Origin of the sequence: Halosolutus amylolyticus (assembly GCF_023566055.1) — an archaeon.
In the GTDB taxonomy this organism is placed as follows: Archaea; Halobacteriota; Halobacteria; order Halobacteriales; family Natrialbaceae; genus Halosolutus; species Halosolutus amylolyticus.
The window spans coordinates 425,435-446,768 of sequence record NZ_JALIQP010000003.1 but is presented as its reverse complement, the minus strand read 5'-3'; the positions used below and the strand labels follow the sequence as shown (position 1 = coordinate 446,768).

Annotated in this window: 23 protein-coding genes; 13 read left to right on the top strand and 10 right to left on the bottom strand. The window is 66.3% G+C overall.

Annotated features, from left to right (window positions below; genetic code table 11):
• Positions 1 to 76 precede the first annotated feature (76 nt).
• The 5 genes from MUN73_RS22605 to MUN73_RS14665 all read left to right on the top strand — a co-directional run bounded on the left by MUN73_RS22605 (position 77) and on the right by MUN73_RS14665 (position 4,329).
• Positions 77 to 211: a hypothetical protein gene (locus MUN73_RS22605; protein WP_265339237.1), complete on the top strand. Its 135-nt coding sequence runs from the start codon at positions 77 to 79 to the stop codon at positions 209 to 211.
• Positions 211 to 1,656, top strand: coding sequence for a sodium/proline symporter (locus tag MUN73_RS14680; protein ID WP_250141244.1), 1,446 nt, complete (start codon positions 211 to 213; stop codon positions 1,654 to 1,656). The genes MUN73_RS22605 and MUN73_RS14680 overlap by 1 nt, the downstream gene beginning before the upstream one ends.
• A gap of 111 nt (positions 1,657 to 1,767) precedes the next feature.
• Positions 1,768 to 2,535, top strand: a complete 768-nt coding sequence (locus MUN73_RS14675; RefSeq protein ID WP_250141243.1) for a DUF7409 domain-containing protein — start codon at positions 1,768 to 1,770, stop codon at positions 2,533 to 2,535.
• 139 nt (positions 2,536 to 2,674) lie between these two features.
• On the top strand, positions 2,675 to 3,469 hold the full coding sequence (locus MUN73_RS14670; protein ID WP_250141242.1) for a class I fructose-bisphosphate aldolase: 795 nt from the start codon (positions 2,675 to 2,677) through the stop codon (positions 3,467 to 3,469).
• Between the two features lie 2 nt (positions 3,470 to 3,471).
• The gene (locus MUN73_RS14665; protein WP_250141241.1) at positions 3,472 to 4,329 is read left to right on the top strand and encodes a class 1 fructose-bisphosphatase; all 858 of its coding nucleotides are present in this window, start codon (positions 3,472 to 3,474) and stop codon (positions 4,327 to 4,329) included.
• A gap of 13 nt (positions 4,330 to 4,342) precedes the next feature.
• Here MUN73_RS14665 and MUN73_RS14660 read toward each other — a convergent pair whose 3' ends face one another.
• Positions 4,343 to 4,741, bottom strand: coding sequence for a putative PEP-binding protein (locus MUN73_RS14660; protein ID WP_250141240.1), 399 nt, complete (start codon positions 4,739 to 4,741; stop codon positions 4,343 to 4,345).
• A 179-nt stretch (positions 4,742 to 4,920) separates the two neighbouring features.
• Here MUN73_RS14660 and MUN73_RS14655 point away from each other — a divergent pair, with 179 nt between their 5' ends.
• Complete coding sequence (locus MUN73_RS14655; protein ID WP_250141239.1) at positions 4,921 to 6,294, top strand: ADP-dependent glucokinase/phosphofructokinase; 1,374 nt, start codon at positions 4,921 to 4,923, stop codon at positions 6,292 to 6,294.
• A gap of 26 nt (positions 6,295 to 6,320) precedes the next feature.
• On the opposite strand, the gene MUN73_RS14650 is transcribed toward MUN73_RS14655, so the two are convergent.
• Both MUN73_RS14650 and MUN73_RS14645 read right to left on the bottom strand, forming a co-directional pair.
• The gene (locus MUN73_RS14650; RefSeq protein ID WP_250141238.1) at positions 6,321 to 7,214 is read right to left on the bottom strand and encodes a universal stress protein; all 894 of its coding nucleotides are present in this window, start codon (positions 7,212 to 7,214) and stop codon (positions 6,321 to 6,323) included.
• A gap of 75 nt (positions 7,215 to 7,289) precedes the next feature.
• Entirely contained in the window at positions 7,290 to 8,534 is a 1,245-nt protein-coding gene (locus tag MUN73_RS14645) for a glycosyltransferase (protein ID WP_250141237.1), read from the bottom strand.
• A 139-nt stretch (positions 8,535 to 8,673) separates the two neighbouring features.
• On the opposite strand from MUN73_RS14645, the gene gap reads away from it, so the two are divergent.
• The 3 genes from gap to MUN73_RS14630 all read left to right on the top strand — a co-directional run bounded on the left by gap (position 8,674) and on the right by MUN73_RS14630 (position 12,055).
• Positions 8,674 to 9,744 (top strand): type I glyceraldehyde-3-phosphate dehydrogenase, encoded by a 1,071-nt coding sequence (gene gap, locus MUN73_RS14640; protein WP_250141236.1) that lies wholly within the window; start codon positions 8,674 to 8,676, stop codon positions 9,742 to 9,744.
• Between the two features lie 110 nt (positions 9,745 to 9,854).
• A complete protein-coding gene (locus MUN73_RS14635; protein WP_250141235.1) occupies positions 9,855 to 11,066 on the top strand; it encodes a phosphoglycerate kinase in 1,212 nt (403 codons plus the stop codon).
• 8 nt (positions 11,067 to 11,074) lie between these two features.
• Complete coding sequence (locus MUN73_RS14630) at positions 11,075 to 12,055, top strand: nucleotidyltransferase family protein (RefSeq protein WP_250141234.1); 981 nt, start codon at positions 11,075 to 11,077, stop codon at positions 12,053 to 12,055.
• A gap of 3 nt (positions 12,056 to 12,058) precedes the next feature.
• Here the strand turns inward: MUN73_RS14630 and MUN73_RS14625 are convergent, their stop codons facing one another.
• Both MUN73_RS14625 and MUN73_RS14620 read right to left on the bottom strand, forming a co-directional pair.
• The gene (locus MUN73_RS14625) at positions 12,059 to 12,274 is read right to left on the bottom strand and encodes a DUF8119 family protein (protein ID WP_250141233.1); all 216 of its coding nucleotides are present in this window, start codon (positions 12,272 to 12,274) and stop codon (positions 12,059 to 12,061) included.
• A gap of 60 nt (positions 12,275 to 12,334) precedes the next feature.
• Positions 12,335 to 13,501 carry a hypothetical protein gene (locus MUN73_RS14620; RefSeq protein ID WP_250141232.1) on the bottom strand — a complete coding sequence of 389 codons (1,167 nt, stop codon included), beginning with the start codon at positions 13,499 to 13,501 and terminating at the stop codon, positions 12,335 to 12,337.
• A gap of 625 nt (positions 13,502 to 14,126) precedes the next feature.
• On the opposite strand from MUN73_RS14620, the gene MUN73_RS14615 reads away from it, so the two are divergent.
• Together MUN73_RS14615 and MUN73_RS14610 are read left to right on the top strand one after the other, a co-directional pair.
• Positions 14,127 to 15,929 (top strand): acyl-CoA carboxylase subunit beta, encoded by a 1,803-nt coding sequence (locus tag MUN73_RS14615; RefSeq protein WP_250141231.1) that lies wholly within the window; start codon positions 14,127 to 14,129, stop codon positions 15,927 to 15,929.
• Positions 15,930 to 16,262: 333 nt separating this feature from the next.
• Complete coding sequence (locus tag MUN73_RS14610) at positions 16,263 to 16,613, top strand: DUF5658 family protein (RefSeq protein ID WP_250141230.1); 351 nt, start codon at positions 16,263 to 16,265, stop codon at positions 16,611 to 16,613.
• 43 nt (positions 16,614 to 16,656) lie between these two features.
• Here MUN73_RS14610 and MUN73_RS14605 read toward each other — a convergent pair whose 3' ends face one another.
• The 4 genes from MUN73_RS14605 to MUN73_RS14590 form a co-directional block, all read right to left on the bottom strand.
• Positions 16,657 to 17,280 carry a GNAT family N-acetyltransferase gene (locus MUN73_RS14605; protein ID WP_250141229.1) on the bottom strand — a complete coding sequence of 208 codons (624 nt, stop codon included), beginning with the start codon at positions 17,278 to 17,280 and terminating at the stop codon, positions 16,657 to 16,659.
• A gap of 163 nt (positions 17,281 to 17,443) precedes the next feature.
• Complete coding sequence (locus tag MUN73_RS14600; RefSeq protein WP_250141228.1) at positions 17,444 to 18,022, bottom strand: PH domain-containing protein; 579 nt, start codon at positions 18,020 to 18,022, stop codon at positions 17,444 to 17,446.
• The gene (locus MUN73_RS14595; protein WP_250141227.1) at positions 18,019 to 18,615 is read right to left on the bottom strand and encodes a PH domain-containing protein; all 597 of its coding nucleotides are present in this window, start codon (positions 18,613 to 18,615) and stop codon (positions 18,019 to 18,021) included. Before MUN73_RS14595 ends, MUN73_RS14600 begins: the two co-directional genes overlap by 4 nt.
• Entirely contained in the window at positions 18,615 to 19,148 is a 534-nt protein-coding gene (locus MUN73_RS14590) for a MaoC family dehydratase (RefSeq protein WP_250141226.1), read from the bottom strand. Before MUN73_RS14590 ends, MUN73_RS14595 begins: the two co-directional genes overlap by 1 nt.
• A 113-nt stretch (positions 19,149 to 19,261) precedes the next feature.
• Between MUN73_RS14590 and MUN73_RS14585 the strand changes: the two genes are divergently transcribed.
• Complete coding sequence (locus tag MUN73_RS14585; protein WP_250141225.1) at positions 19,262 to 19,582, top strand: alpha/beta hydrolase-fold protein; 321 nt, start codon at positions 19,262 to 19,264, stop codon at positions 19,580 to 19,582.
• The gene (locus tag MUN73_RS14580; RefSeq protein WP_250141224.1) at positions 19,579 to 19,863 is read left to right on the top strand and encodes an alpha/beta hydrolase; all 285 of its coding nucleotides are present in this window, start codon (positions 19,579 to 19,581) and stop codon (positions 19,861 to 19,863) included. Before MUN73_RS14585 ends, MUN73_RS14580 begins: the two co-directional genes overlap by 4 nt.
• Before the next feature lie 70 nt (positions 19,864 to 19,933).
• On the opposite strand, the gene MUN73_RS14575 is transcribed toward MUN73_RS14580, so the two are convergent.
• Positions 19,934 to 21,334 (bottom strand): NAD-dependent succinate-semialdehyde dehydrogenase, encoded by a 1,401-nt coding sequence (locus MUN73_RS14575; protein ID WP_250141223.1) that lies wholly within the window; start codon positions 21,332 to 21,334, stop codon positions 19,934 to 19,936.

The window sequence follows — 21,334 nt, the reverse complement described above, 5'->3', positions numbered from 1 at the left end:
TTGTGCTGACGAGGTTACACTCTCGGCTCCGCATTAGGGGGTGTTTTTATACTCCACTACTGAGAGAGACGATCTGATGATACTCGGGTTACCACCTCTCACGGCACTCGTCCTCGCACTGATGATTCTGATCCCGCTCGTCGCCTACGGCCTGTCGGTCGTCGACGACCAGCGCGGCGATGGCAGCGTTACCGTCTGGGGGCGTCGATAATGTCGATCGGACTCCAGGCGACGTTCGGGCTCTACCTGCTCGTCCTCGTCGCCATCGGGCTCTACTTCTTCCTGACCGAAGAGACGAAGCAGCTCTCGGACTACATGCTGGCCGGCCGTGACGTCGGGACGTGGCCGATCGCCATCTCGGAAGTGTCGTCGGTCGCCAGCGGATGGACGTTCTTCGCGTGGGTCGGCGTCGGTTTCGCCGTGGGTCTGAGCGGCCTCTGGTTCTCGCTGACGATGATTCTCCTGGTCGTCTTCATGTACCGGTACGTCGCCTCGCCGCTGCGCCGCCACTCCGAAGAACTCGGCACGATCACCGTCACCGACCACATCGCAGCGTACTTCGAAGACGACGCGATCGGGCCGACGATCCGACTCGTGGTGACGTTCGCGGTCGTGACGTTCATGGTGTCGTACATCGGCGCACAGATCATCGCCGTCGGACAGGCGATGGATACCGGCCTCGGCATCGACTACACTACGGCGATTCTGGTGGGTGGCGTCGCCGTCGGCGCGTACACGATGCTCGGCGGCTTCAACGCGTCCGTCTGGACGGACGTCTTCCAGGGCGTGTTGATCTTCGTCGCCGTCCTCGCGCTTCCGATCCTGATGCTCGCCGAAATCGGCGGCTGGAGCGCGTTCGTCTCCGAAGCGAACGCGGCGAATCCGGACCTCCTGTCGATGACCGCCGGTGACGCGGGGATGGCGCTCACGATCGGCGTTCTCGCCTGGATCACGTTCGCGTTCGGGACCATCGGCCAGCCCCACTCCCTGATGCGCTTCCAGGCGATCCGTTCCGAATCGATCGTCAGCAAGGCGTCGGTGATCGCCGTCTCCTTCCAGTCGCTTCGGCTGACCATTCCGCTGTTCATCGGCGTCGCCGGCCGCGTCCTCTACAGCGACATCGGCAACCCGGAGAACGTCGCGATGACCGCGATCGTCGACCTCTTCCCGCCCGTCGTCGCCGGGATTCTGCTCGCGGCGATCGTCAGCGCCATCCTCTCGACGTCCGATTCGATGCTGCTGGTCACCTCCTCGGACATCACGCGCTTCTACGAGGAACGGATCAATCCCGACGCGAGCGACACGACGCTCATCCTGCTGGGTCGGGCGACCGTCGCGACTGTCGCGGTCCTCGGCGTCGCCCTCGCGTGGGTCCGTCCCGGAACGATCTTCGATATCATCGAGTTCGCCTACGTCGGACTCGGCGTCACCGTCGGGTTCCCGCTACTGTTCATTCTCTTCTGGAAGCGGACGACTGCCGAGGCCGTTCTCGCAGCCGTGATCATCGGAATGGGCGTTTCGATCGGCAACCTCTGGTACCTGCCCGAGTACTTCCCGCTGCTGCCGTGGCCAGTGACGGCGGCCACGCTCGTCGGCGTGAGTCTCGCCACCGCCGGCTCGAGCACCGAGACGGAGCAGACGGCACTCGATCAGTAACCGGCGGTCACCCGCCTCGAACTGCCGACGAGTATCGGGCGTTCTTTCGATCGGTTTCGTGGGTAACTTTCAAGATGAGAGAGTGTGAGCTACGGACAACCGGTGAATCGCGTGAGCAAGGAATTCCTACACGGCGATCGAGACGCGGACGGCCACGCCGACCGGGTGGGCGACGACGGAGTCGATCGAAGCGGCGACTTCCAGCAGGACGGACCGATCGATCGGGACGCCGACGTGACGGGAGGCGCGGGGACCGACCGGGACGCCGAACCACGACCGTACGCGGGGACCGATCGGGACGGTGACGCGTTCTCGGCGACCAGGGTCGTCTTCGGCATGGGATCGATGCCGGACGACGTCGATCCGCGACTCGACCCGGCCGAGCGGGAGTCGCTCGAGGCGGCCGGTATCGACCCCGACGCGGTCGCGAACAAGGAGTACTCCTACCGAATGTTGCTCGACCGGGGCGTCGACGAACCGCTGGCGGCCGACCTCCGGCGGCGGTTCTCGCTCCCGTGGTCGTTCGAGAACGACGGCGACCTCGATCGCCGATCGAGTGAGGTCCGGGGGCTGGGCGACGCCGAGCGCGAGTGGATCGCCGTCAGCGGGGACGAGAACTGGCAGTCGTTCGAGTACACCGAATCCCGCGAGATCGACGTCGAACGAGACGCACCCGCCGATCGACCCTACCCCAGACCGACGCCGGTCACCGCCGTCACGGGCGTCGGCCCGGACGACGCCGATCGGCTGGCCGAGGCCGGGGTCGTCTCGGCGGAACGGCTGGCGACGGTCGACGCGTTCGCGATCGCCAACGCCCTCGATTTCGACGTCCTGCACGTCCGCACCTGGCGCCACAACGCGCGCGAACTGGTCGCGTGACGATCGCACACTCGTTCCGGTACTCCCACTGTAGCCGGATCCGGAGACGGGAACCAGCCACACCTTTACTACTCGAATGAGTAATTCGAATAATCCGGACCATCAGAGATATATAGCGGCCTAGTGGACCATCTACCAGATGATTCCGATCGACGACTCTCCGATCGTTCGCGACGGCAAGTCACTGATTCTCGCGATGGACCACGGGCTCGAACACGGCCCCGTCGACTTCGAGGAGGTCCCGGAGAAGCTGGATCCGTCGACGGTCTTCGAGACGGCGACCCACGACGCCGTCACCTGCATGGCCGTCCAGAAGGGGATCGCGGAGGGGTACTACCCCAGCTACGAGGACGACGTCAACCTCCTGCTGAAGGTCAACGGGACCTCGAACCTCTGGATGGGCGAGTACGACTCGGCGGTGAACTGTTCGGTCGACTACGCGGCCGAGATCGGCGCCGACGCCGTCGGGTTTACCCTCTACGGCGGCTCGAACCACGAGGTCGAGATGGCCGAGGAGTTCCGCGACGTCCAGGAGGACGCCCGCGAGCACGACCTGCCGGTCGTCATGTGGTCGTACCCGCGCGGCCAGGGGCTCAAGAACGACACCAAGCCGGAGGTCATCTCCTACGCGACCCGCCTCGGTCTCGAACTGGGCGCCGACATCGCGAAGGTCAAGTACCCCGGTAGCCCCGAGGCGATGGAACACGCCTGCAGATGCGCTGGCGATATGAAAGTCGTCATGAGCGGCGGCTCGAAGACCTCCGACTACGAGTTCCTCTCGACCGTCGAGGCCGCCGTCAACGCCGGGGCGAAGGGACTGGCTGTCGGGCGCAACGTCTGGCAGCGCGAGAACCCCACCCGCATCCTCGACGCGCTCGAGCAGGTCATCTTCGAGGAGGAAACCGCCGACGCCGCACTCGAGGCGACCGAGTAGGAATGACGGACGCCGATCCAGTCGACGACGTCGTCGCCACGATCGCCCGCTCGGCAACCGAGATCCGCCAGGGACTGGTCGGTCGCCGGGGGAAAGCCGACGCGGAGAACCCCAGCGGCGAGACCCAGGCCGAGGCGGACGTGTGGGCCGACGAACTGCTCGCCGATCGGCTCTCGTCGATCGACGGCGTCGCCCAGTACGCGAGCGAAGAGCGGTCCGATATCGTCGACTGCGAGGACGACCGGATCACCGTCGCCGTCGACCCCCTCGACGGCTCCTCGAACCTGAAGTCGAACAACACGATGGGGACGGTCTTCGGCATCTACGACGAACCGCTTCCCGCTCCCGGCTCCGCGCTGGTCGCCTCCGGGTGGATCCTCTACGGGCCGATCACGACGATGGCGTACGCTCGCGACGGGACCGTCACGAAGTACGAACTCACCGGCGGCGAACGAACCGTCGTCGAGGAAGACGTCACCCTCCCCGAGGACCCGCTCGTCTACGGCTTCGGCGGGCGCGTCCCCGACTGGCCCGACGACTTCCGGGAATACGTCCGCGAGATCGAATCGAACCCCGACCACAAACTTCGCTACGGCGGGGCGATGATCGGCGACGTCAACCAGGTGCTGACCTACGGCGGGATCTTCGCCTACCCGGCCCTCGAGGATAGCCCCCGCGGAAAGCTCCGCCTGCAGTTCGAGGGGAATCCGATCGCGTACCTCATCGAAGCGGCCGGTGGCCGATCCTCCGACGGGAGGCAGTCGATCCTCGACGTGGACCCGACCGACGTTCACGATCGCGTTCCCCTGCACGTCGGCAACGCCGACCTGATCGATCGACTCGAGGACGCGCTCGAGTGAGCGACGGCCCGAATCAGTTTTCGTATTCTGCGACCGTCAGGATCGTCTCCACCGCGACGTCCGGCGAGACCGAGATCGAATCGATACCGGCCTCGAGCAGGAACTCGGAGTACTCCGGAATCGTCGAGGGCGCATCGCCGCAGATGCCGACGGGCCGGCCGTGGCGGTTGGCGTCCTCGATCAGCGAGGCGATCGATCGCGTCACCGCCTCGTCGGTCTCGTCGAAAAGCGGCGCGAGTTTCTCCGAGTTGCGATCGACGCCGAGGGTGAGCTGGGTCAGGTCGTTCGACCCGATCGAGAAGCCGTCGAACAGGTCCGCGAGTTCGCCGAGATTCGCGCTCTTTCCGCCGACCGCGTTCGTGTCGTCGCCGCTTACCCCCTCTGACCGCCGGACGAACGTCGCTCGTGACATCGGTTCGTCGTTCGGGCTACGCGCACGGCAACAAGTCGGAGGGGAACGACCGACTGCACGGTCACCCCAAGATTAGGAGGGGAACGACCGACTGCACGGTCACCCCAGATTAGGAGGGGAACGACGGACGGCACGGGCACCCCAGGATTAACCCGCTGGGTCTGGGAGGGAGCCGTGCCATGCAGGACGCCCACGCCCAACTGGTGGCGGACATCGCTGCGCTCGAGGAGTTGCCGGTGTTCGTCGCGTACAACGCGAACGTCGACGCGATCGTCCGAGTCGACGAGGAACTGGAGTCGTTCCTCGATCGGCCGGACGATCCCGGTTCCGACGTGCCCCCGAGTCCGCTGGAGTCGAAACGCGAACTCGCGGCGGCGATCGGACACACGATGGCGGCCAGCCGGGGCGACGAGATCGCGATGACCGACGACTTCGCGGCCACGCTCGAGGCGGAACTCCAGCCGGACAGCCAGCAGATGGGCGGTCAGGCGGGGATCATGACCAATCTGCTCACCGCGCTGGGGGCGGCACCGATCACGTACACGTACATGGTCTCCGAGCGGCAGCTATCGATGTTCGAACACCCCGACGAGGTTCGGTATCCGACCGCCGAGGACGGTCAGGTCAGCTACTGTCCCCTGTCCGAGGCGGTCAGTACGGATCGAACGAAAATTAACTGGGTGTTCGAGTTCCGGGAGGGAGACGAACTCTTCGGCGTCCGTGCGACGGAAGACACCCGGTTCATCGCCGCCTCGAGACCCCCGGAGTTCGACCTGACTGCCGGCGAACTCGACGCGGCGATCGACCAGGTCGGCGAAGCCGTCGACGGCGCCCTCCTCGCGGGGTATCACAACCTCACGCCCGACGTCGTCGACGACGGCTACGAGGAGACGCATCGTCACGCACGCGACGTCATCCGCCGCCTTCGATCGGGGAGCGACGTCGACGTTCACGTCGAGTACGCCGTCACCCACGACGACGACCTCAGAGACAGCATATACGAGTGGATCCTGCCGGAGGCAAACGTCGTCGGTGTGGATACACACGAGTTGACGATCCTCCACGAGGACGCGGGCCGGGAGGTCGTGGCGGACCCACCGTCGGAGGCGACCCCGTTCGAACCCGACGAAATACTCGATCACTACCGGATGCTCGAGGGGATCCGCGAGGAACTCGGCGTCGACTGCATCCAGTTACACGCGATGGAGTACCACCTCGCCGTGATGGAGTCGTACCACTCGCCGGCGGCCCTTCGACGGGGACTCGAGTTTTCCGCCGTCAACGCCGCCACCAAGGCGGCCCGCGGGGAGATCACGTCCGCCGAGGACCTCGAGACCGGCCTCGAGTACGAGCCCTCGGAGATGGGACGGGAAGCGATCGAACTGCTGGCGGATCACGTAGACGAGACGACCGACGACGGCGTTCTGGCTACGCCTTCGGTCGCTGCCTGTCCGAACCGCATCGTCGACGAGCCGGCAGGCACGGTCGGCATCGGCGACATCGTCTCGTCCTCGAGTTTCGTTCTGGAACTCGCCGTCTCCAACGATCGGTAGCCACGCCGTATTGCGGACGACGGTCGTCACGGCGTCTCGGCGCTGACCGGCACACAAAACACCGGCACCTCGGCCTGGCGGACGACGTTTTCGGTGACGCTTCCGAGGAACCACTGGCCGATCCCCGTCCGGCCGTGGGTCCCCATGACGATCAGGTCGACGTCGTTCTCGGTCGCGTAGGTGGGAATCTCGGCCACCGGTGACCCGGTTGCGATCGATTCCGAGACGCTTACGCCGGCGTCCTCGCCGCGCTCCTGGACCGCGTCGAGCGCCTCTTCGGCCCTGTGCTCGAAGGCCTCGAGGAGTTCGACGCGTTCTCGGGCGTCGGCGAACGGACTCGTGTCGATCGAGTAGAGCGCGTGGACCGACGACCCGAGCCGACTCGCGAGTTCGATCCCCCACTCGGTCGCGATCGCCGCCCCGTCGCTGCCGTCCGTGGGCAAGAGGAGTCGGTCGAACGGGACGTCGGCGATCCCGGGCTCGTCGGTGTTCGGCGGGACCGCGAGTACGGGGGTCCGCGCCGTGCGGAGGACGTTCTCGGTCACGCTGCCGAGGAGAACCCTGTCGATCCCCGTTCGGCCTTTCGTCCCCATGACGATGACGTCGATCTCGCGCCGGTTGGCGTACTCCCGGATCGACTGGAACGGAGTCCCCTCCCTGACCCTGGTCGTAACGTCGAGGCCCTCGTCGTAGTCCGCGGCGATCCGCGCGATTTCCTCGACCGCTTCCTCGGCGTTCTCTTCGAGCGGCGGGAACTCCAGCTCGTCGAAATTCGCCCCCCGGACTCGAGATTCGAGGATCGACAGGACGTGGACGTTCGCGTCCGTCCGCGACGCGAGCGCGATCCCGCGTTTGGCCCCCGCGAGCGCCCCGTCGCTGCCGTCGGTCGGTATCAGTATCGATTCGATGAACCGGCTCATGGGAGCATCCTGCGTTGCTTCACCGCCTCGGCGGATAATCGTGTGGGGGTCGACCGGGTCCGTTCGCCGTCGCCGTCAGGAATTGCGTTCCAGCGCCTCGACGAAGATCTCGAGGAGGTCCACGAGTTGACGCGGGAGCAAGAACCGATCGCGGACGTGTTCCCGCGCGTTCTCGCCGAACGTCGTCCGCCGCTCGTCGTGTTCGAGCAGGTCGACGAGACGATTGCCGGCGCCCGTGGCATCGTCGGGCTCGACGAGATACCCGTTGTGACCGTCCACGATCTGCAAGGGGATGCCGCCGGCGGTCGAACCCACGACCGGCGTCCCCTTCCAGAGCGCCTCCGCGACCACGAGCCCGAACCCTTCGCGCAGGGACTTCTGGACGACGACGTCCGACAGCCGCTGCAGGGCGTTTACCGTCGTGTCGGGGAGGTCGGTCATGACGTGGACGTCGGGGTCGTCGACCGCCTCGCGGGCGACCCGCTCGTACAGTTCGAGCCCCTCGGGGTCGTCGCCGGCCATCCCCCCGACCAGCACTAGCTGGAGTTCCGGAACCGCCTCCCTGGCGGTTCGGTACGCCTCGAGCGTTCCGAACTGGTCTTTCCACGGGTCGAAACGCGATACCTGCGTCACGACCGGCTCGTCGAACGAGAGCGGATCCAATCGATCGCGTTCGGTCGCTAGCTCCGCCTCGTCGAGCGATCGGTTCTTCTCCGTCACCGGATCGATCGACGGGTAGACGACGCTCGTCTCCGCAACGTCGATCGTTTTGGCGTACGCGGTGCGGCTGAAAATCCCGTGATCGATCCGATCCGTGTACTCGGAGACGAACGCACGATACTCGTCGACCGGGTCGGTGAGATCGACGTGACAGCGCCAGACGATCGGTGCGTCCGGCATCCGTTCCGCGAGTCGCTCGAGCATGCCAAGCGGCTGTGGATCGTGGACGACGATGAGGTCGTACTCGGCCTCGATTTCGGCTGCGTTGGCCTCGGTGACCTCCCGATAGATCGCTTTCATCTCCGCTGTCAGCGGCTCGCCGCTCCCCTGGAGTCCGTTGTGGACCGCCTTCGTGACTTCGAAAAAGTCGTCGTCGGCGTCCATCACGAGCCAGTCGGTCTCGACACCGAGGTCGTTACAGAGCGGAACGATCGATCGGAGTAGTTCCGCGACACCGCCCCCCGTCGCGGTCGAGTTAACGTGAAGGATCCGGACGCCGGAAAGCGTCTCGGCGAGTTCGCGGAGTCGCTCGAGGCGGTCGCGCTCCGTCACGGTGGCGTACGCCTCGATCGATCGCTCCAGGAGTGAGGGAGGGTGCATCGTCGGTACTCGTCACGACGACGACGACGCTAGTATCAGTTAGGGTCGGTTACCCGATAACACCGGTTAGAAGGCATGTATCTCGAGATATCTAACGATTCGGCCAACAAATTTATCTGCTGAAGGTGGACCTCCAGCTATGGACGCAGATACAGACGACAGCGCTGGAACCGGCGCGCCCCTCCGAATCGGACTCAACGGCTTCGGACGGGTCGGCCGGTGTCTCCTCCGTGCGTCGCTGACCCATGACGACGTCGACCTCGTGGCAATCAACGACGTGATGGACGACGACGACATGGAGTACCTGCTCCGGTACGACTCGGTTCACGGCCGACTCGACGGAGTCTCCCGTCGCGGCGACACCCTCTTCGTTGACGACCAGGAGTTCCAGTTGCTCTCCGAGCACGAACCGTCGGAACTCCCGTGGGACGACCTCGAGGTCGACGTCGCCTTCGAGGCGACGGGGCTGTTCAGGACCCACGACGAGGCCGCCCAGCATCTCGAGGCCGGCGCGGACAAAGTGATCATCTCGGCGCCGCCGAAGGGCGAAAAAGCGGTGCCGATGTTCGTCTACGGCGTCAACCACGAGGAGTACGACGGCGAAGACGTCGTCTCGAACGCCTCCTGTACGACGAACTCCGTCGCGCCGGTCCTGCAGGTCCTCAACGAAGAGTTCGACGTGGTCTCCGGGCTCCTGACGACGGTCCACGCCTACACCGGTAGTCAGGGGCTCGTGGACGGCCCCATGGACAAGCGACGGCGCGGCCGCGCCGCCGCCGAGAACATCGTTCCGACGACGACCGGTGCGGCCGGCGCGACCAGCAAGGTACTCCCCGAATTCGAGGGAAAACTCGAGGGGATGGCGATGCGGGTCCCGGTCCCGAACGGCTCGATCACCGACATCACCGTCAACATCGACGAAGACGTAGAGCGAGACGAAGTGCTCGACGCGATCCGGGCAGCGGCCGACGACGAACTGGCCGGCGTCCTCGGCTACACCGACGATGAGATCGTCTCCCGGGACATCGTCGGGCTGCCGTTCGCATCGTACGTCGATCTCGAGTCCCTGATGGTCGCGGCCAACGACACCGTGAAAGTGCTCGCCTGGTACGACAACGAGTACGGCTTCTCGAACCAGATGATCAAACTCGCAAAGCACGTCGCGAGGGAATCGGGGAGCATCGACGCCGAACGGACCGTCGTCCACTGATACGGAATGGTGTACCGATTTGCCGGCACAACCACAGCCCGGTCGCGGTTGCGCTGGAAACGACTGGCAGCGGTCCGGAAACGGTGACGCGCACGCACGAGCCCCCAGCCATGACTACGTTTCGAACCATCGACGACATAGAGCGCGATCGCCGACTGCTCGTCCGAATCGACGTCAACGCCGCCGTCGAGGACGGCACCGTCCAGGACAGTCGCCGGTTCGCCCGTCACGCCGAGACGATCCAGGAACTGCTCGCGGACGACCACGCCATCGCCTTGCTGGCCCACCAGGGCCGGCCGGGCCGGGACACGTTCGTCTCGCTCGAGCAACACGCCGAGATCCTCGCCGGTCACCTCGACCACCGCGTCGAGTTCGTTCCCGACACCGACGGCGATGACGCACTCGCGGCCATCGACGACCTCGAGTCGGGCGACGTGCTCCTCCTCGAGAACGTCCGGATGTGCGACGGGGAGTTACCCGAGGAAGACCCCGATACGAAGGCCGAAACGGATCTGGTCCGGACGCTCGCTCCCGAGTTCGACGCCTACGTCGGGGACGCGTACTCGGCTGCCCACCGATCGCACGCCTCGATCGTCGGCTTTCCGCGCGTGATGGACGCCTACGCGGGTCGCGTGATGGAACAGGAGTACACGGCGATCACGGCCATCCGGGAGCGGGAGTTCGACGGGCCGGTCACGATGGTCCTCGGCGGCACGAAGGCAGAGGACTCCATCCCGATCATCGAACGGCTCGACGACACCGTCGATCGATTCTGTCTCGGCGGCGTCGTCGGCGAACTCTTCTTGCGGGCCGACGGCCACGACGTGGGCTACGACGTCGCGGGGACTTCCCGCTTCGACCACCAGTGGGAGACCTATCGGGACGACCTCGAGCGCATCCTCGCGGCCTACCGCGACGAACTGTTTCTCCCGACCGACCTCGCCGACGAGGACGACGACGGGAAGCGCAGGGAGCAGACGCTCGACGGAATTCGGAAGACCCACCCCTTCCTCGACGTCGGCTCCGAGACGGCCGACCGCTACGCTGCTCTCGCGTCCGACTCCGCAGCGGTGTTCGTCAAGGGGAGTCTCGGCGTCTTCGAGGACGAGCGGTTCGCCGACGGAACCGTGACGGTCGTGTCGGCGATCGCCGAGGCCGACTGTTTCTCGGTCGTCGGCGGTGGCGACACCGCCCGCGTCGTCGAACTGTACGGCTTCGACGAGGAGGACTTTTCGCGCGTCTCGATCGCCGGCGGGGCGTACGTTCGAGCGCTCACGGGCGAACCGCTCGCCGGAATCGACGTACTCGAGGGCCAGCACTGAGATCCGAGATGACAGACTCCACCACTGCCGTCGTCCTCGCCGGCGGCTACGCGACTCGACTCTGGCCGATCACGAGACACCGACCGAAGATGTTCCTCCCGCTCGGGGAGACGACCGTCGTCGATCGAATCTACGCCGAACTCGAGGCGGTCGATCGGATCGACGAGGTCTACGTGAGCACGAACGAACGGTTCGCCGCCGACTTCGAGTCCCACCTCGAGGACGGTCCCTACGAGAAACCACGGCTGTCCGTCGAGGAGACCGAACACGAGGAGGAAAAACTCGGCGTCGTCGGCGCGCTCGAGCAGTTGATCGACCGGGAGGGGCTAGACGAGGATCTGCTCGTGATCGCGGGGGACAATCTCTTCGACTTCGCCGTCGACGACTTTCTCGAATATTTCGACCGACGGGACGGGCCGGCCATCGCTGCCTGCGACGTCGGCTCCCGGGAGCGGGCCACGTCGTACGGCGTGGTCGAACTGGACGACGAGCGCGTCGTCGACTTCCAGGAGAAACCGGACGAACCGGAGAGTACGCTCGTCTCGATCGGCTGCTACGCGTTCCCCGGGGAGACGCTGTCGCTGTTTGCCCCGTATCTCGAGGCAGGGAACGATCCGGACGAGCCCGGGTGGTTCGTCCAGTGGCTCCAGGACCGGGAGCCGACCTCCGCGTTCACCTTCGAGGGCGCGTGGTTCGACATCGGCACCCGGGAGAGCTACCTCGACGCCGTCGCCTGGTACCTCGACGGGGAGTCACACGTTGCCGATTCGGCGACGGTTCGGGATAGCGACGTCGGTGACACCGTCCACGTGATGCCGGATGCGACCCTCGTCGACGCCGACGTCGAACGGTCCGTGATCTTTCCGGACGTCGAACTCGAAGCGACGACGGTGCGGCGGTCTATCGTAGACGACGGTGCCACGATCAGCGGCTTCGATCTCGATCGCGCCCTGATCGGTCCGTACACGCGGATTCCCGACGATCGGTAAGGACTACCACCAGCTCGCCGTCAGCTGGACGTAGCCGCCGACGCCGAGGATGAGCGCGGTGTAGAACGCCCACTGCGGCCAGCCGGTCGTGAGGAAGACAAGCGTCACGAAGACCACCCAGAGGGTGACGACCACCGCGTCGAGGAACAGCCGGGTCCCGAGGCTCACGATACTCCGCCCCGCTCCGCCGCGACTCGATCGCCGCCGATCGTTGCTCATCGTACCGCTCCTCGCTCGAACCGGGTGTGTTCGTGGACGTGTGTGGGTGTCATACGGGATTCAGAAGTGATAGCCGTACTGCTCGGTCAGTTTGTAGGCGGCGACGCCCCAGACGTAGCTCTGGCCCGGCCACCAGGTCCGGGCGTTGTTGAATCCCGCGACGAGGACGTCACCGTCCTCGCCGCCGGGATCGGGATGGTAGCTCACCGACCCGCTGTCCCCGTCGGTCAGATCCATCTCGCCGCCCCAGCGGATCTGCCCGGCCCGGCAGAACTCGTCGGTGAAACAGGTCACGGCGTCGATTCCCTGGATTCGACCCTCCGTGTGACCGGTCAGGGCGCCGACCTTCTCGAGCGTCTCCCCGCGTGCGACGAGGTCGGCGAGCCCCCAGCGGGTGAGTTGCCCCCGTACCCGGGCTCCCGTCGGCGTGTCGATGTAATTCGACGGGGTGAGCCGCCCTGCCGGTTCGACCGCGACGACGTCCTCCACCGGGTGGGCGTATTCGACGGGCCCGAGGTCGAACTGCTCGACCTCCTCGACCGGAAGCGTCAGTTGCGCGTCCCCCTTCTCGCCGTCGAACGCGTGTTCGGCCGTCACGAAGAACTCCCGTTTCTCGTCGGGATGGTACATCGCCGGTCCGAGCGTCGCCAGACTCGATGGGGTTTCACAGGCGACACCGCTCGGGACGGCCCGCTCCGAGACGCTCTCGACGACACGGGGTTCGAGCCATTCGAGACCGTCCTCGTGGGACTCGACGTCGACGATCGTCTCGATATCGATCGAGACGCCGTCCGCGAGATCGTCCAGTTGCTTCGCGATCGAGTCGGCGTTGCTGGAGATGCCGATCGAAACCGTGGCGGTGGCGCTGTCGTAGTCCCCCGGGACGACCGCGCTGCCGAGATAGCCGGTGAACCCGAACCGTGCCAGCAGTTCGTTCAGTTCGATCGCCTTCTCGACGGCCGCGTACCACGCCGCGGGGACGTGCCGCGTTCGTTCCTCGAGCGACCACGGATCGTCGGGATCGGACCGGGAGAGTGCCGTCACGATCGGCACCTCGTCGTTACCGGCCCCGAGGAAGTCGTCGACCCCGAGCAGGTGTGCCATCCCGACAGCGTAGCCGCCGCTGGCGAGGGCCCGGAAAAATTCGCGGCGGTCCATTCCCGCGTCCAGTCGATCGCGAATCGTCGCCAGTTGGTGTTCTCTGCGTCCGGACTGTGTGTCAGACATGTCGTCGATACGGATTCGTGGGCTCGTATACCGGAAGATCCCACACGTCAAAGCTACTCTTCGCCTACACGTCGGTAGTGGTCGAATACTCGCTGAATTCGAGATTAGTGATTGTGCCTGCACCTGCAGAGCGTTCGTTTCGACTCGATTCGACAGGGTGCCGATCGGATCCGACAGTCCCGTTTTAATGTGTGCACGACGACAGGCGAGCGTTCGTGTGTGAGGCCCCCGCACTGAGAGACGTCTCCGTGCTGGTGACCACGGGGACAGCCTGCCGACCAGCACGATTCGAACGTCGGTCGCGGCGATCGCGATCGACTTCGCATCGAGTACTGCTCGGCAGTCGAACTCACTCCCCATCGGGTCGTGCCCTCCACCCGCGATCCTCCTCATCTCTTCCCGGCGTGCGCCGACCGATCAGCGGGAGGCGATTTCGCGCGAACCGGTCGCTCTCCAGTTCCCGTCGCCGGCGTCTCCGCACGGTCGCTGGCCAGGTCGTCAGTTCGCGATCGCCGCGAGGGCCGATCGAAACGTTCGTTTGACTTTCGGTGCCGAACGGCCGTGGACCCGGTTCGACGAGCGCCGAGGGAAAACGACTTGTAGCGGGGCGATCACAAATTTTGCCATGAAAGTCAGAATCGCGGCAGGGGCGTCGGACGAGGAAGCGTCGGCGATCGCGGCCGCGCTGGCCGAGCACGTCGGGAACACGGTCGAGGTGTACGTCGGGCGCGACGACGACCCGCTGGCCGTCCACGAGCGCGAGGCGACGCCGTCGGCGCGAGCGGACGCGAGCGGACAGCAGGTCGCGTCGACGCCGCCAGCCGAGGGCGGAGCGGACGGCGACGAACTGGGCCCGACCGAACGCGAGGCCCTGCTCCGCGAGGAGATCGCGGACATTCTCGAAGGCGGCCCCGAGAAGTACCGCGAGGGGCTGGCCGACGAGGGGAAACTGTTCGTCCGCGATCGACTCGAGCACTGGTTCGGCGGCGAGGACGCCGCGTTCCTCTTCGAGGACGGCAAGTTCGCGGCGTTCGACGACTGGCATCCCAGCGGCGCGGACCCGGACACGGACGATCGCCTCCCGGCGGACGGCCTCATCACGGGCGGGGCGACGTTCGAGGGGCGGGACGTCCACTTTATGGCCAACGACTACACCGTCAAACGCGGGAGCATGGCCGAGAAGGGCGTCGAGAAGTTCCTCCGGATGCAACAGCGCGCGCTCAAGACGGGCCGACCGGTGTTCTACCTGATGGACTCCTCGGGTGGCCGGATCGATCAGCAGAGCGGCTTCTTCGCCAACCGCGAGGGGATCGGGAAGTACTACTACAACCACTCGATGCTCTCCGGGCGGGTGCCACAGATCTGCGTCCTCTACGGTCCCTGTATCGCCGGGGCGGCCTACACCCCCGTCTTCGCGGACTTCACGATCATGGTCGAGGAGATGTCCGCGATGGCGATCGCCTCGCCCCGGATGGTCCAGATGGTCACCGGCGAGGACATCGACCTGCAGGAACTGGGTGGGCCGGACGTCCACGCGCGCGAATCCGGCTCCGCCGACCTGGTCGCGCGGGACGAGGAACACGCCCGCGACCTCGTGGCTCAGTTGATCACCTACCTGCCGGACAACGCCGACGAGCAGCCGCCCCGACAGGAGCCGATCGAACCGGCGAAATCGCCCGCAGGAATCGACGGCGTCGTCCCACAGCACCCGAACAGGGGGTACGACATGACCGACGTCATCGATCGGGTCGTCGACGCGGGATCGTACTTCGAGTTACGCCCCGACTACGGCGAGGAGATCATCACCGCCTACGCCCGCATCGACGGCCGGCCGGTCGGCATCGTCGCGAACCAGCCTGCACACCGTGCGGGAGCGATCTTCCCCGACGCCGCAGAGAAGGCCGCCGAGTTCATCTGGAAGTCGGACGCGTTCAACATCCCCATCCTCTATCTCTGTGACACGCCCGGGTTTATGGCCGGCTCCCAGGTCGAGAAGGACGCCATCCTGGAGAAGGGCAAGAAGTTCATCTACGCCACCTCCTCGGCGACGGTGCCCCAGCAGACGGTCGTCGTCCGCAAGGCCTACGGCGCGGGTATCTACGCCATGGGCGGCCCGGCCTACGACCCCGAGAGCGTCATCGGCCTGCCGTCCGGTGAGATCGCCATCATGGGCCCCGAGGCGGCGATCAACGCCGTCTACGCCCGGAAGCTCTCGGCGATCGACGACCCCGAAGAACGCGAGCGAAAGGAGCAGGAACTCCGGGAAGCCTACCGCGAGGACATCGACATCCACCGGATGGCCAGCGACGTGGTCATCGACGAGATCGTCCCGCCGAGTTCGCTTCGCGACGAACTGAGCACTCGCTTCGCGTTCTACGAGAACGTCGAGAAGGACCTGCCGAGCAAGAAACACGGCACGATTCTCTGAAGCGCGATCCGGACATCGGGGCTTCGATCGCGAATCGACGTCCGGTGTGGCCCCCGGTATTCTCGCTGTGATGCGATTCCGACGATTCCACCTCCGGCGGCGAGCGACGCCGACGTTCCCATCCCCGGCGACGAGCGAGGCTGACGATACCGTTCTCGGCGTCGAAATCATCCGATACCGATCGTTTGGGCGCAGTTGTCGTGGATTACTGTGCGGGCCGATCGCGCTACGACTGGCATAACAATACCGCGAGTTGTGGAACCGCCGCGTGCGCCAGCCCCGCACGCTCTCCGGTGGTACGATCGCGATCGGTTCGACTCCGATCGAGAGCCTATGAGTTACGACGGCGCGTCCCTGCGCCGCCGATTGCCCGGTGACGTCACGCCCGTCGAACTGGAGCGGGCCCTCTGGATCCTCGTCGGGGTCTCGCTCGTCGGCGACGTCGTGACGACGTTCGTCGGCCTCCACCTCGGGCTGAACGAGTCGAACCCGATCGCCCGCGGTGCGATCTACAACCACGGGCTGGCGGGGATGCTGGCGCTGAAAGGCGTCGCGATCGGGATCGGACTCCTCTGTCGTCCGCTCCTCCCGGCGGCCTACCGGGCGATCGTCCCCGCCGGACTCGCGCTCCCGTGGACGGTCGCCGTCTTCGTCAATATCTACATGATCGCGACGGTGGCCTGAGTGGCCGTCCTCGCGCCGGGACTGCCCCGGCCGAAGACGACCGTCAGTCGCGAATCGCGACGGTGACGTCGGTCGAACTGGCCGCCCACTCCGATCGCGAGACGCTGTAGCGGACGCAGTCGATCGGTTCTCCGTCCTGAACGCGCCAGTTGCGGAGGACGCCGTCACGGCCGCCACCGTGGGCCTCGGTGTACTTGCGGATCGCGCGCTTCGACCGGTCGTTGTCCACGAACGCCTCCACCTCGACGAGGTCCAGGTCCAGGTGCTCGAACGCGACGTGCATGAGCGCGGCCGCGCGTTCGCCCGAGTAGCCGCGTCCCCAGAACCGCTTCCGGAGCCAGATCCCGAGGGTCATCGACTGGCGGTCCCAGTCGACGTCGAACCCGGTGTCGCCGGCGAGTTCCCCCGCGCCGTCCTCGCCCTCGCGCGGCCGGATCACGTACGTCACGCCCTCGTTCGACTCGTACTGCTCGCCCGCCCGCTCGACGTGATCGACGGTCTCCTTCGGCGTTCGGTGGGGATCCCAGGTCACGTACTCCGTGACTTCCTCGATTCCCGGATCGGACGAACAGACCCGGTACAGTTCGTGGACGTCGACTGCGCCTGGACGAAGTGCCTCGAGACGCAACCGATCGGTCTCGATCGTCGCCGGGAAGAGCGTCGTCATACTCCTGTCGTCGGAGTGATGAATAAAAATCCTGCCGGTGGTGTGATACCGAGTATCGCAGTCGAACGGGGTGGATCGGCGAGTCGAGCCAGTCGATCGCGGCGGAATCGGTGGGACCGATACAGGGAAGGGCGATCTCAGCGCGATCGAGGGAGTGACGTGATCAGCGCGATCGATCGAGGGCACGCCGCCACGCCCTGACCTCCGCGAGGACCGACGCCCACTGTTCGCGGCTGCCGGGGAGTCGGCGCGACTCGGGTCCGGTGCGCTGGGCTTCGAGTCTCGCGCGCACGTCCGACGGCGTTTCGACGTTCCAGAAGACGAGGTCCGACCCGCCGGCCGTCTCGATCGTGACCCGTCCGTAGCCGATCAGTCGGCCGATCGGGTTCTGGGTGACTCGCGTGTTCTGGACGCGCTCCAGTCCGACGACGCGGACGGTGACGCCGAGGACGCCCGACCTGACGGCGACCCGGCGGTTCGTGATCAGGAACGTCGTCCGGGAGACGCGGGCGTACTGCCAGCACCCCGGCGCGGCGAGGACCGGGAGCCAGAGCAGTCCCAGCGGTGAGAGGACCTCGAGTACGACGGCTGCGGCGATCACGAGGGCCCCCACGACGGCGAGCGCGACCCACGGGTAGACGGTCTGGATGCGTGGACCGCCCTGCCAGCGGACCTCCTCGTCCGCCCCGACTGTGAGCCACGCGACGTCCTCGGCGCCCGATCGTCGATCGGGCGTCGTCATCGTGAGGACCGGGGCTCGTCGGGGCTCGAGCGTGTGTCGCCGGTACGGTCCGGGGTCGCGTCAACGTCCGATTCCTCGACGGCCTCGCGGATCGCGCGGAGTTCGGTGAGGATCTCGGCGAGGACGTCGTCGACCGGTTCCTCCTCGCTCGTTCCGCGCCCGCCGCGATCGACCAGGTCGCTGATCCGGCCCTGGACCGCCCGCGGGTCGGGAACCGATTTGAACGACAGTTCGACCCCGGAGCCGCCGGCCGTGCTGACCTCGACCGTCCCGTAGCCGAAGTAGTTCCCCACGGCGCTCTGGGAGTAGGAGATGTCCTGCACTTTCCCGTGTTCGATCCGCTTGACGTCCCGGGAGACCACGCCCGTCTTCTTGTAGAGGGCCTGGGTCGTGACGACGTAGTGTGTGTTGGTCACGCGGAGGTACTCGCCCGCGATGATGACGATCCCGATCAGGACGATCGAGAGCGGAATCCCGACGACGAATGCCGGGACCAGCGTCCGTCGATCGGGACCGCTGGCCCAGACGATCTCCTCGTCGTCCTCCAGCGAGAGCCACTCCAGGTCCGCGGGATCGAGGTCGGCGTCCGACATCACGCCTCAGCTCCGGATTCCGTCTCGGCGTGCTCGCGTTTCAGCGACAGGACGGTCCGATCGAACTCGCAGACGAGCGGTTCGTCCCCGCCGTCGGACGCGTCCGACGAGGTCCCGTTCGCGTCGCCCCCGGACTGATCGTTGACTCTGAAGACCTCGACGTGCATGGTAACGATCCCGCGCTCGCCGTCGCTGGTCTCGCGCTTGTCCGTGACCGTCGACTGGACACGGATCGTGTCGCCGTGAAAGACCGGGTTCGGGTGCTCGACGTCGTCGTAGGAGAGGTTCGCGACGATCGTTCCGTCGGTCGTCTCGGGGATGGAGATGCCGACCGCGAGGCTCATCGTGTAGAGACCGTTGACCAGTCGGTCGCCGAACTGAGTGTCCGCGGCGAACTCGGCGTCGAGGTGGAGCGGCTGCTGGTTCATCGTCATGTCGCAAAAGCGCTGGTTGTCGCTCTCGGAGATCGTCCGCCGACGCTCGTGTTCGATCGTCTCACCGACGGTGAACTCCTCGTAGTACAGTCCGGTCATACGTTCGGAGTCTCCCATCTGGTACAAAAACGTGTTGCAGCCGCGACGGGCCTCGGGGGCGCGTTCTGCGGTGCGGACGAAAGGCTTACCGCGGCGCTGGCTCGTCGTCGAGTATGGGCGGAGAACTCGAGTGGCGGCCGTACGACCTCGCGAACGACCACACCGTCGTCGGCGACGTCCGCGTCTCCGAGCCGATCCCCGCGCCGGAGTGTCACGCCGACCGCCACCTCCTCGCCTACCTGCCGCCCTCCTACGAGGCGTCCGACGACGACTACCCCGTCCTCTACATGCACGACGGGCAGAACCTCTTCGACGAGGTGACGAGCCACTCGGGCGAGTGGCGGGCCGACGAGACGATGGAGCGACTCGCGGCGGAGGGTCGTGAAGCCATCATCGTCGGAATCCCGATCGCGTCGGGTTCGCGGGCGTCATGAGCCCCGCGCTGTGGTGGTCGGGCGAGGCGATCTTCGACGACCTCACGGGGCGTTCGCGCACCGACGGGCGTCTGTACGTCGACGTGGGTGGCCGGGAGGCGCCCGACGATCCGGCGCTGAACGAGGCCTACCTCCGGGACGCGAAGCGGCTGGTCGAGCGCCTCCGCGAGCGGGGGTACGACCGCGACCGGCTCCGGTTCGTCGTCGACGAGGACGCCGAACACCACGAGGCGGCGTGGGCCGAGCGGTTCCCCGACGCCGCGCGGTTCCTGCTCCCCTGACATCCCTCCGAACGCAAGGCCCGGGGCGTGCAGCGTGCAGGATACCGTTCGGTGCGGACGAATTCGCCGCTCACTCGACCATCTCGGTCTCCTCGCCGGCCTCGTGCTGGACCCAGATCGTCTTCGCGTTCACGAACTCGCGGATGCCGGCGCGGGCGAGTTCCCGCCCGTAGCCGGAGTCCTTGACGCCGCCGAAGGGGAGTCGCGGATCGGACTTGACGAGTTCGTTCACGAACGCCAGCCCGGACTCGAACCGACGAGCGACCCGCTCCCCCCGATCGAGGTCCGCGGTCCAGACGCTCGCGCCGAGTCCGAACCGGGTGTCGTTGGCTTTCTCGATCGCGCGCTCCTCGTCGGACACCTCGAACACGGTGGCGACGGGCCCAAAGACTTCTTCCTGGTCCGCAGGGGAGTCCTCGAGCGGGTCCGTGATCACCGTCGGCGGGTAGTACGCGCCGTCGCGGTCCATCGGTTCGCCGCCGAGTTCGAGGTCGCCACCCCGGTCGATCGTCTCTTCGACCTGCTCGTGGAGGTCGTCCATCAGGTCCTCGCGGGCCTGCGGGCCGATGTCGGTCTTTTCGTCCATCGGGTCGCCGACGACTTGCGCGTCCATCTCGTCGACGAACCGATCGAGGAACTCGTCGTAGACGTCGGTGTGGACGATGAACCGCTTGGCGGCGATGCAGGACTGCCCGTTGTTGATGAGCCGGGCCTGGACGGCCGTCTCCACCGTCTTCTCCATCGGGGCGTCGTCGAGGACGACGAACGGGTCGCTACCGCCGAGTTCGAGGACGGTCTTCGTGAGTTCATTGCCGGCCGTCTCGGCGACGGCACGGCCCGCGCCGTCGCTCCCCGTGAGCGTGACACCCGCGATGCGATCGTCCTCGAGTACCGCGTCGATCTCGTCGGAGTCGATCAGCAGGGACGAGAAGGCGCCGTCGGGGTAGCCCGCCTCCCGGAAGACGTCCTCGATCGCCCGCGCGCAACCGGGGACGTTCGAGGCGTGTTTCAGCACGCCGACGTTGCCCGCGGTGAGGTTCGGCGCGGCGAAGCGAAACACCTGCCAGAAGGGAAAGTTCCACGGCATGATCGCGAGGATCGGCCCCAGGGGCTGGTAGACCACTTTCGTCTCCGCGTCCGGTTCTCCGGCCACGGGTTCGTCCGCGAGGAACTCGGCGGCGTGCTCGGCGTAGTAGTCACAGACCCAGGCGCACTTCTCGACCTCGGACCGGGACTGATCGATCGGCTTGCCCATCTCTTCGGTCATCAGCGTGGCGTACTCCTCGCTATTCTCTCGGAGGACCTCTCCTGCCGCGGCGAGCAGTTGCTGGCGTCGTTCGATCGGCGTCGTCCGCCACTCGGGGAACGTCTCGGCCGCGCGCTCGATGCGTTCGTCTCGATCGGCACCGGAGTCGTCTTCGAAGGTGTCGACGACCGTGCCGGTCGCCGGATTGGTGCTCTCGATCGTCAT

What these genes read in the sequence shown, in the direction of transcription:
- MUN73_RS14650 (WP_250141238.1), bottom strand. Translation starts at nt 7,214, where the DNA reads ATGAGCCGGTTCATCGAATCGATACTGATACCGACCGACGGCAGCGAC.
- MUN73_RS22605 (WP_265339237.1), top strand. Translation starts at nt 77, where the DNA reads ATGATACTCGGGTTACCACCTCTCACGGCACTCGTCCTCGCACTGATG.
- MUN73_RS14590 (WP_250141226.1), bottom strand. Translation starts at nt 19,148, where the DNA reads ATGACCGGACTGTACTACGAGGAGTTCACCGTCGGTGAGACGATCGAA.
- MUN73_RS14625 (WP_250141233.1), bottom strand. Translation starts at nt 12,274, where the DNA reads ATGAGCAACGATCGGCGGCGATCGAGTCGCGGCGGAGCGGGGCGGAGT.
- MUN73_RS14605 (WP_250141229.1), bottom strand. Translation starts at nt 17,280, where the DNA reads ATGACGACGCTCTTCCCGGCGACGATCGAGACCGATCGGTTGCGTCTC.
- MUN73_RS14665 (WP_250141241.1), top strand. Translation starts at nt 3,472, where the DNA reads ATGACGGACGCCGATCCAGTCGACGACGTCGTCGCCACGATCGCCCGC.
- MUN73_RS14670 (WP_250141242.1), top strand. Translation starts at nt 2,675, where the DNA reads ATGATTCCGATCGACGACTCTCCGATCGTTCGCGACGGCAAGTCACTG.
- MUN73_RS14615 (WP_250141231.1), top strand. Translation starts at nt 14,127, where the DNA reads ATGAAAGTCAGAATCGCGGCAGGGGCGTCGGACGAGGAAGCGTCGGCG.
- gap (WP_250141236.1), top strand. Translation starts at nt 8,674, where the DNA reads ATGGACGCAGATACAGACGACAGCGCTGGAACCGGCGCGCCCCTCCGA.
- MUN73_RS14655 (WP_250141239.1), top strand. Translation starts at nt 4,921, where the DNA reads ATGCAGGACGCCCACGCCCAACTGGTGGCGGACATCGCTGCGCTCGAG.
- MUN73_RS14680 (WP_250141244.1), top strand. Translation starts at nt 211, where the DNA reads ATGTCGATCGGACTCCAGGCGACGTTCGGGCTCTACCTGCTCGTCCTC.
- MUN73_RS14585 (WP_250141225.1), top strand. Translation starts at nt 19,262, where the DNA reads ATGGGCGGAGAACTCGAGTGGCGGCCGTACGACCTCGCGAACGACCAC.
- MUN73_RS14660 (WP_250141240.1), bottom strand. Translation starts at nt 4,741, where the DNA reads ATGTCACGAGCGACGTTCGTCCGGCGGTCAGAGGGGGTAAGCGGCGAC.
- MUN73_RS14580 (WP_250141224.1), top strand. Translation starts at nt 19,579, where the DNA reads ATGAGCCCCGCGCTGTGGTGGTCGGGCGAGGCGATCTTCGACGACCTC.
- MUN73_RS14620 (WP_250141232.1), bottom strand. Translation starts at nt 13,501, where the DNA reads ATGTCTGACACACAGTCCGGACGCAGAGAACACCAACTGGCGACGATT.
- MUN73_RS14575 (WP_250141223.1), bottom strand. Translation starts at nt 21,334, where the DNA reads ATGACGATCGAGAGCACCAATCCGGCGACCGGCACGGTCGTCGACACC.
- MUN73_RS14595 (WP_250141227.1), bottom strand. Translation starts at nt 18,615, where the DNA reads ATGTCGGACGCCGACCTCGATCCCGCGGACCTGGAGTGGCTCTCGCTG.
- MUN73_RS14600 (WP_250141228.1), bottom strand. Translation starts at nt 18,022, where the DNA reads ATGACGACGCCCGATCGACGATCGGGCGCCGAGGACGTCGCGTGGCTC.
- MUN73_RS14630 (WP_250141234.1), top strand. Translation starts at nt 11,075, where the DNA reads ATGACAGACTCCACCACTGCCGTCGTCCTCGCCGGCGGCTACGCGACT.
- MUN73_RS14610 (WP_250141230.1), top strand. Translation starts at nt 16,263, where the DNA reads ATGAGTTACGACGGCGCGTCCCTGCGCCGCCGATTGCCCGGTGACGTC.
- MUN73_RS14635 (WP_250141235.1), top strand. Translation starts at nt 9,855, where the DNA reads ATGACTACGTTTCGAACCATCGACGACATAGAGCGCGATCGCCGACTG.
- MUN73_RS14645 (WP_250141237.1), bottom strand. Translation starts at nt 8,534, where the DNA reads ATGCACCCTCCCTCACTCCTGGAGCGATCGATCGAGGCGTACGCCACC.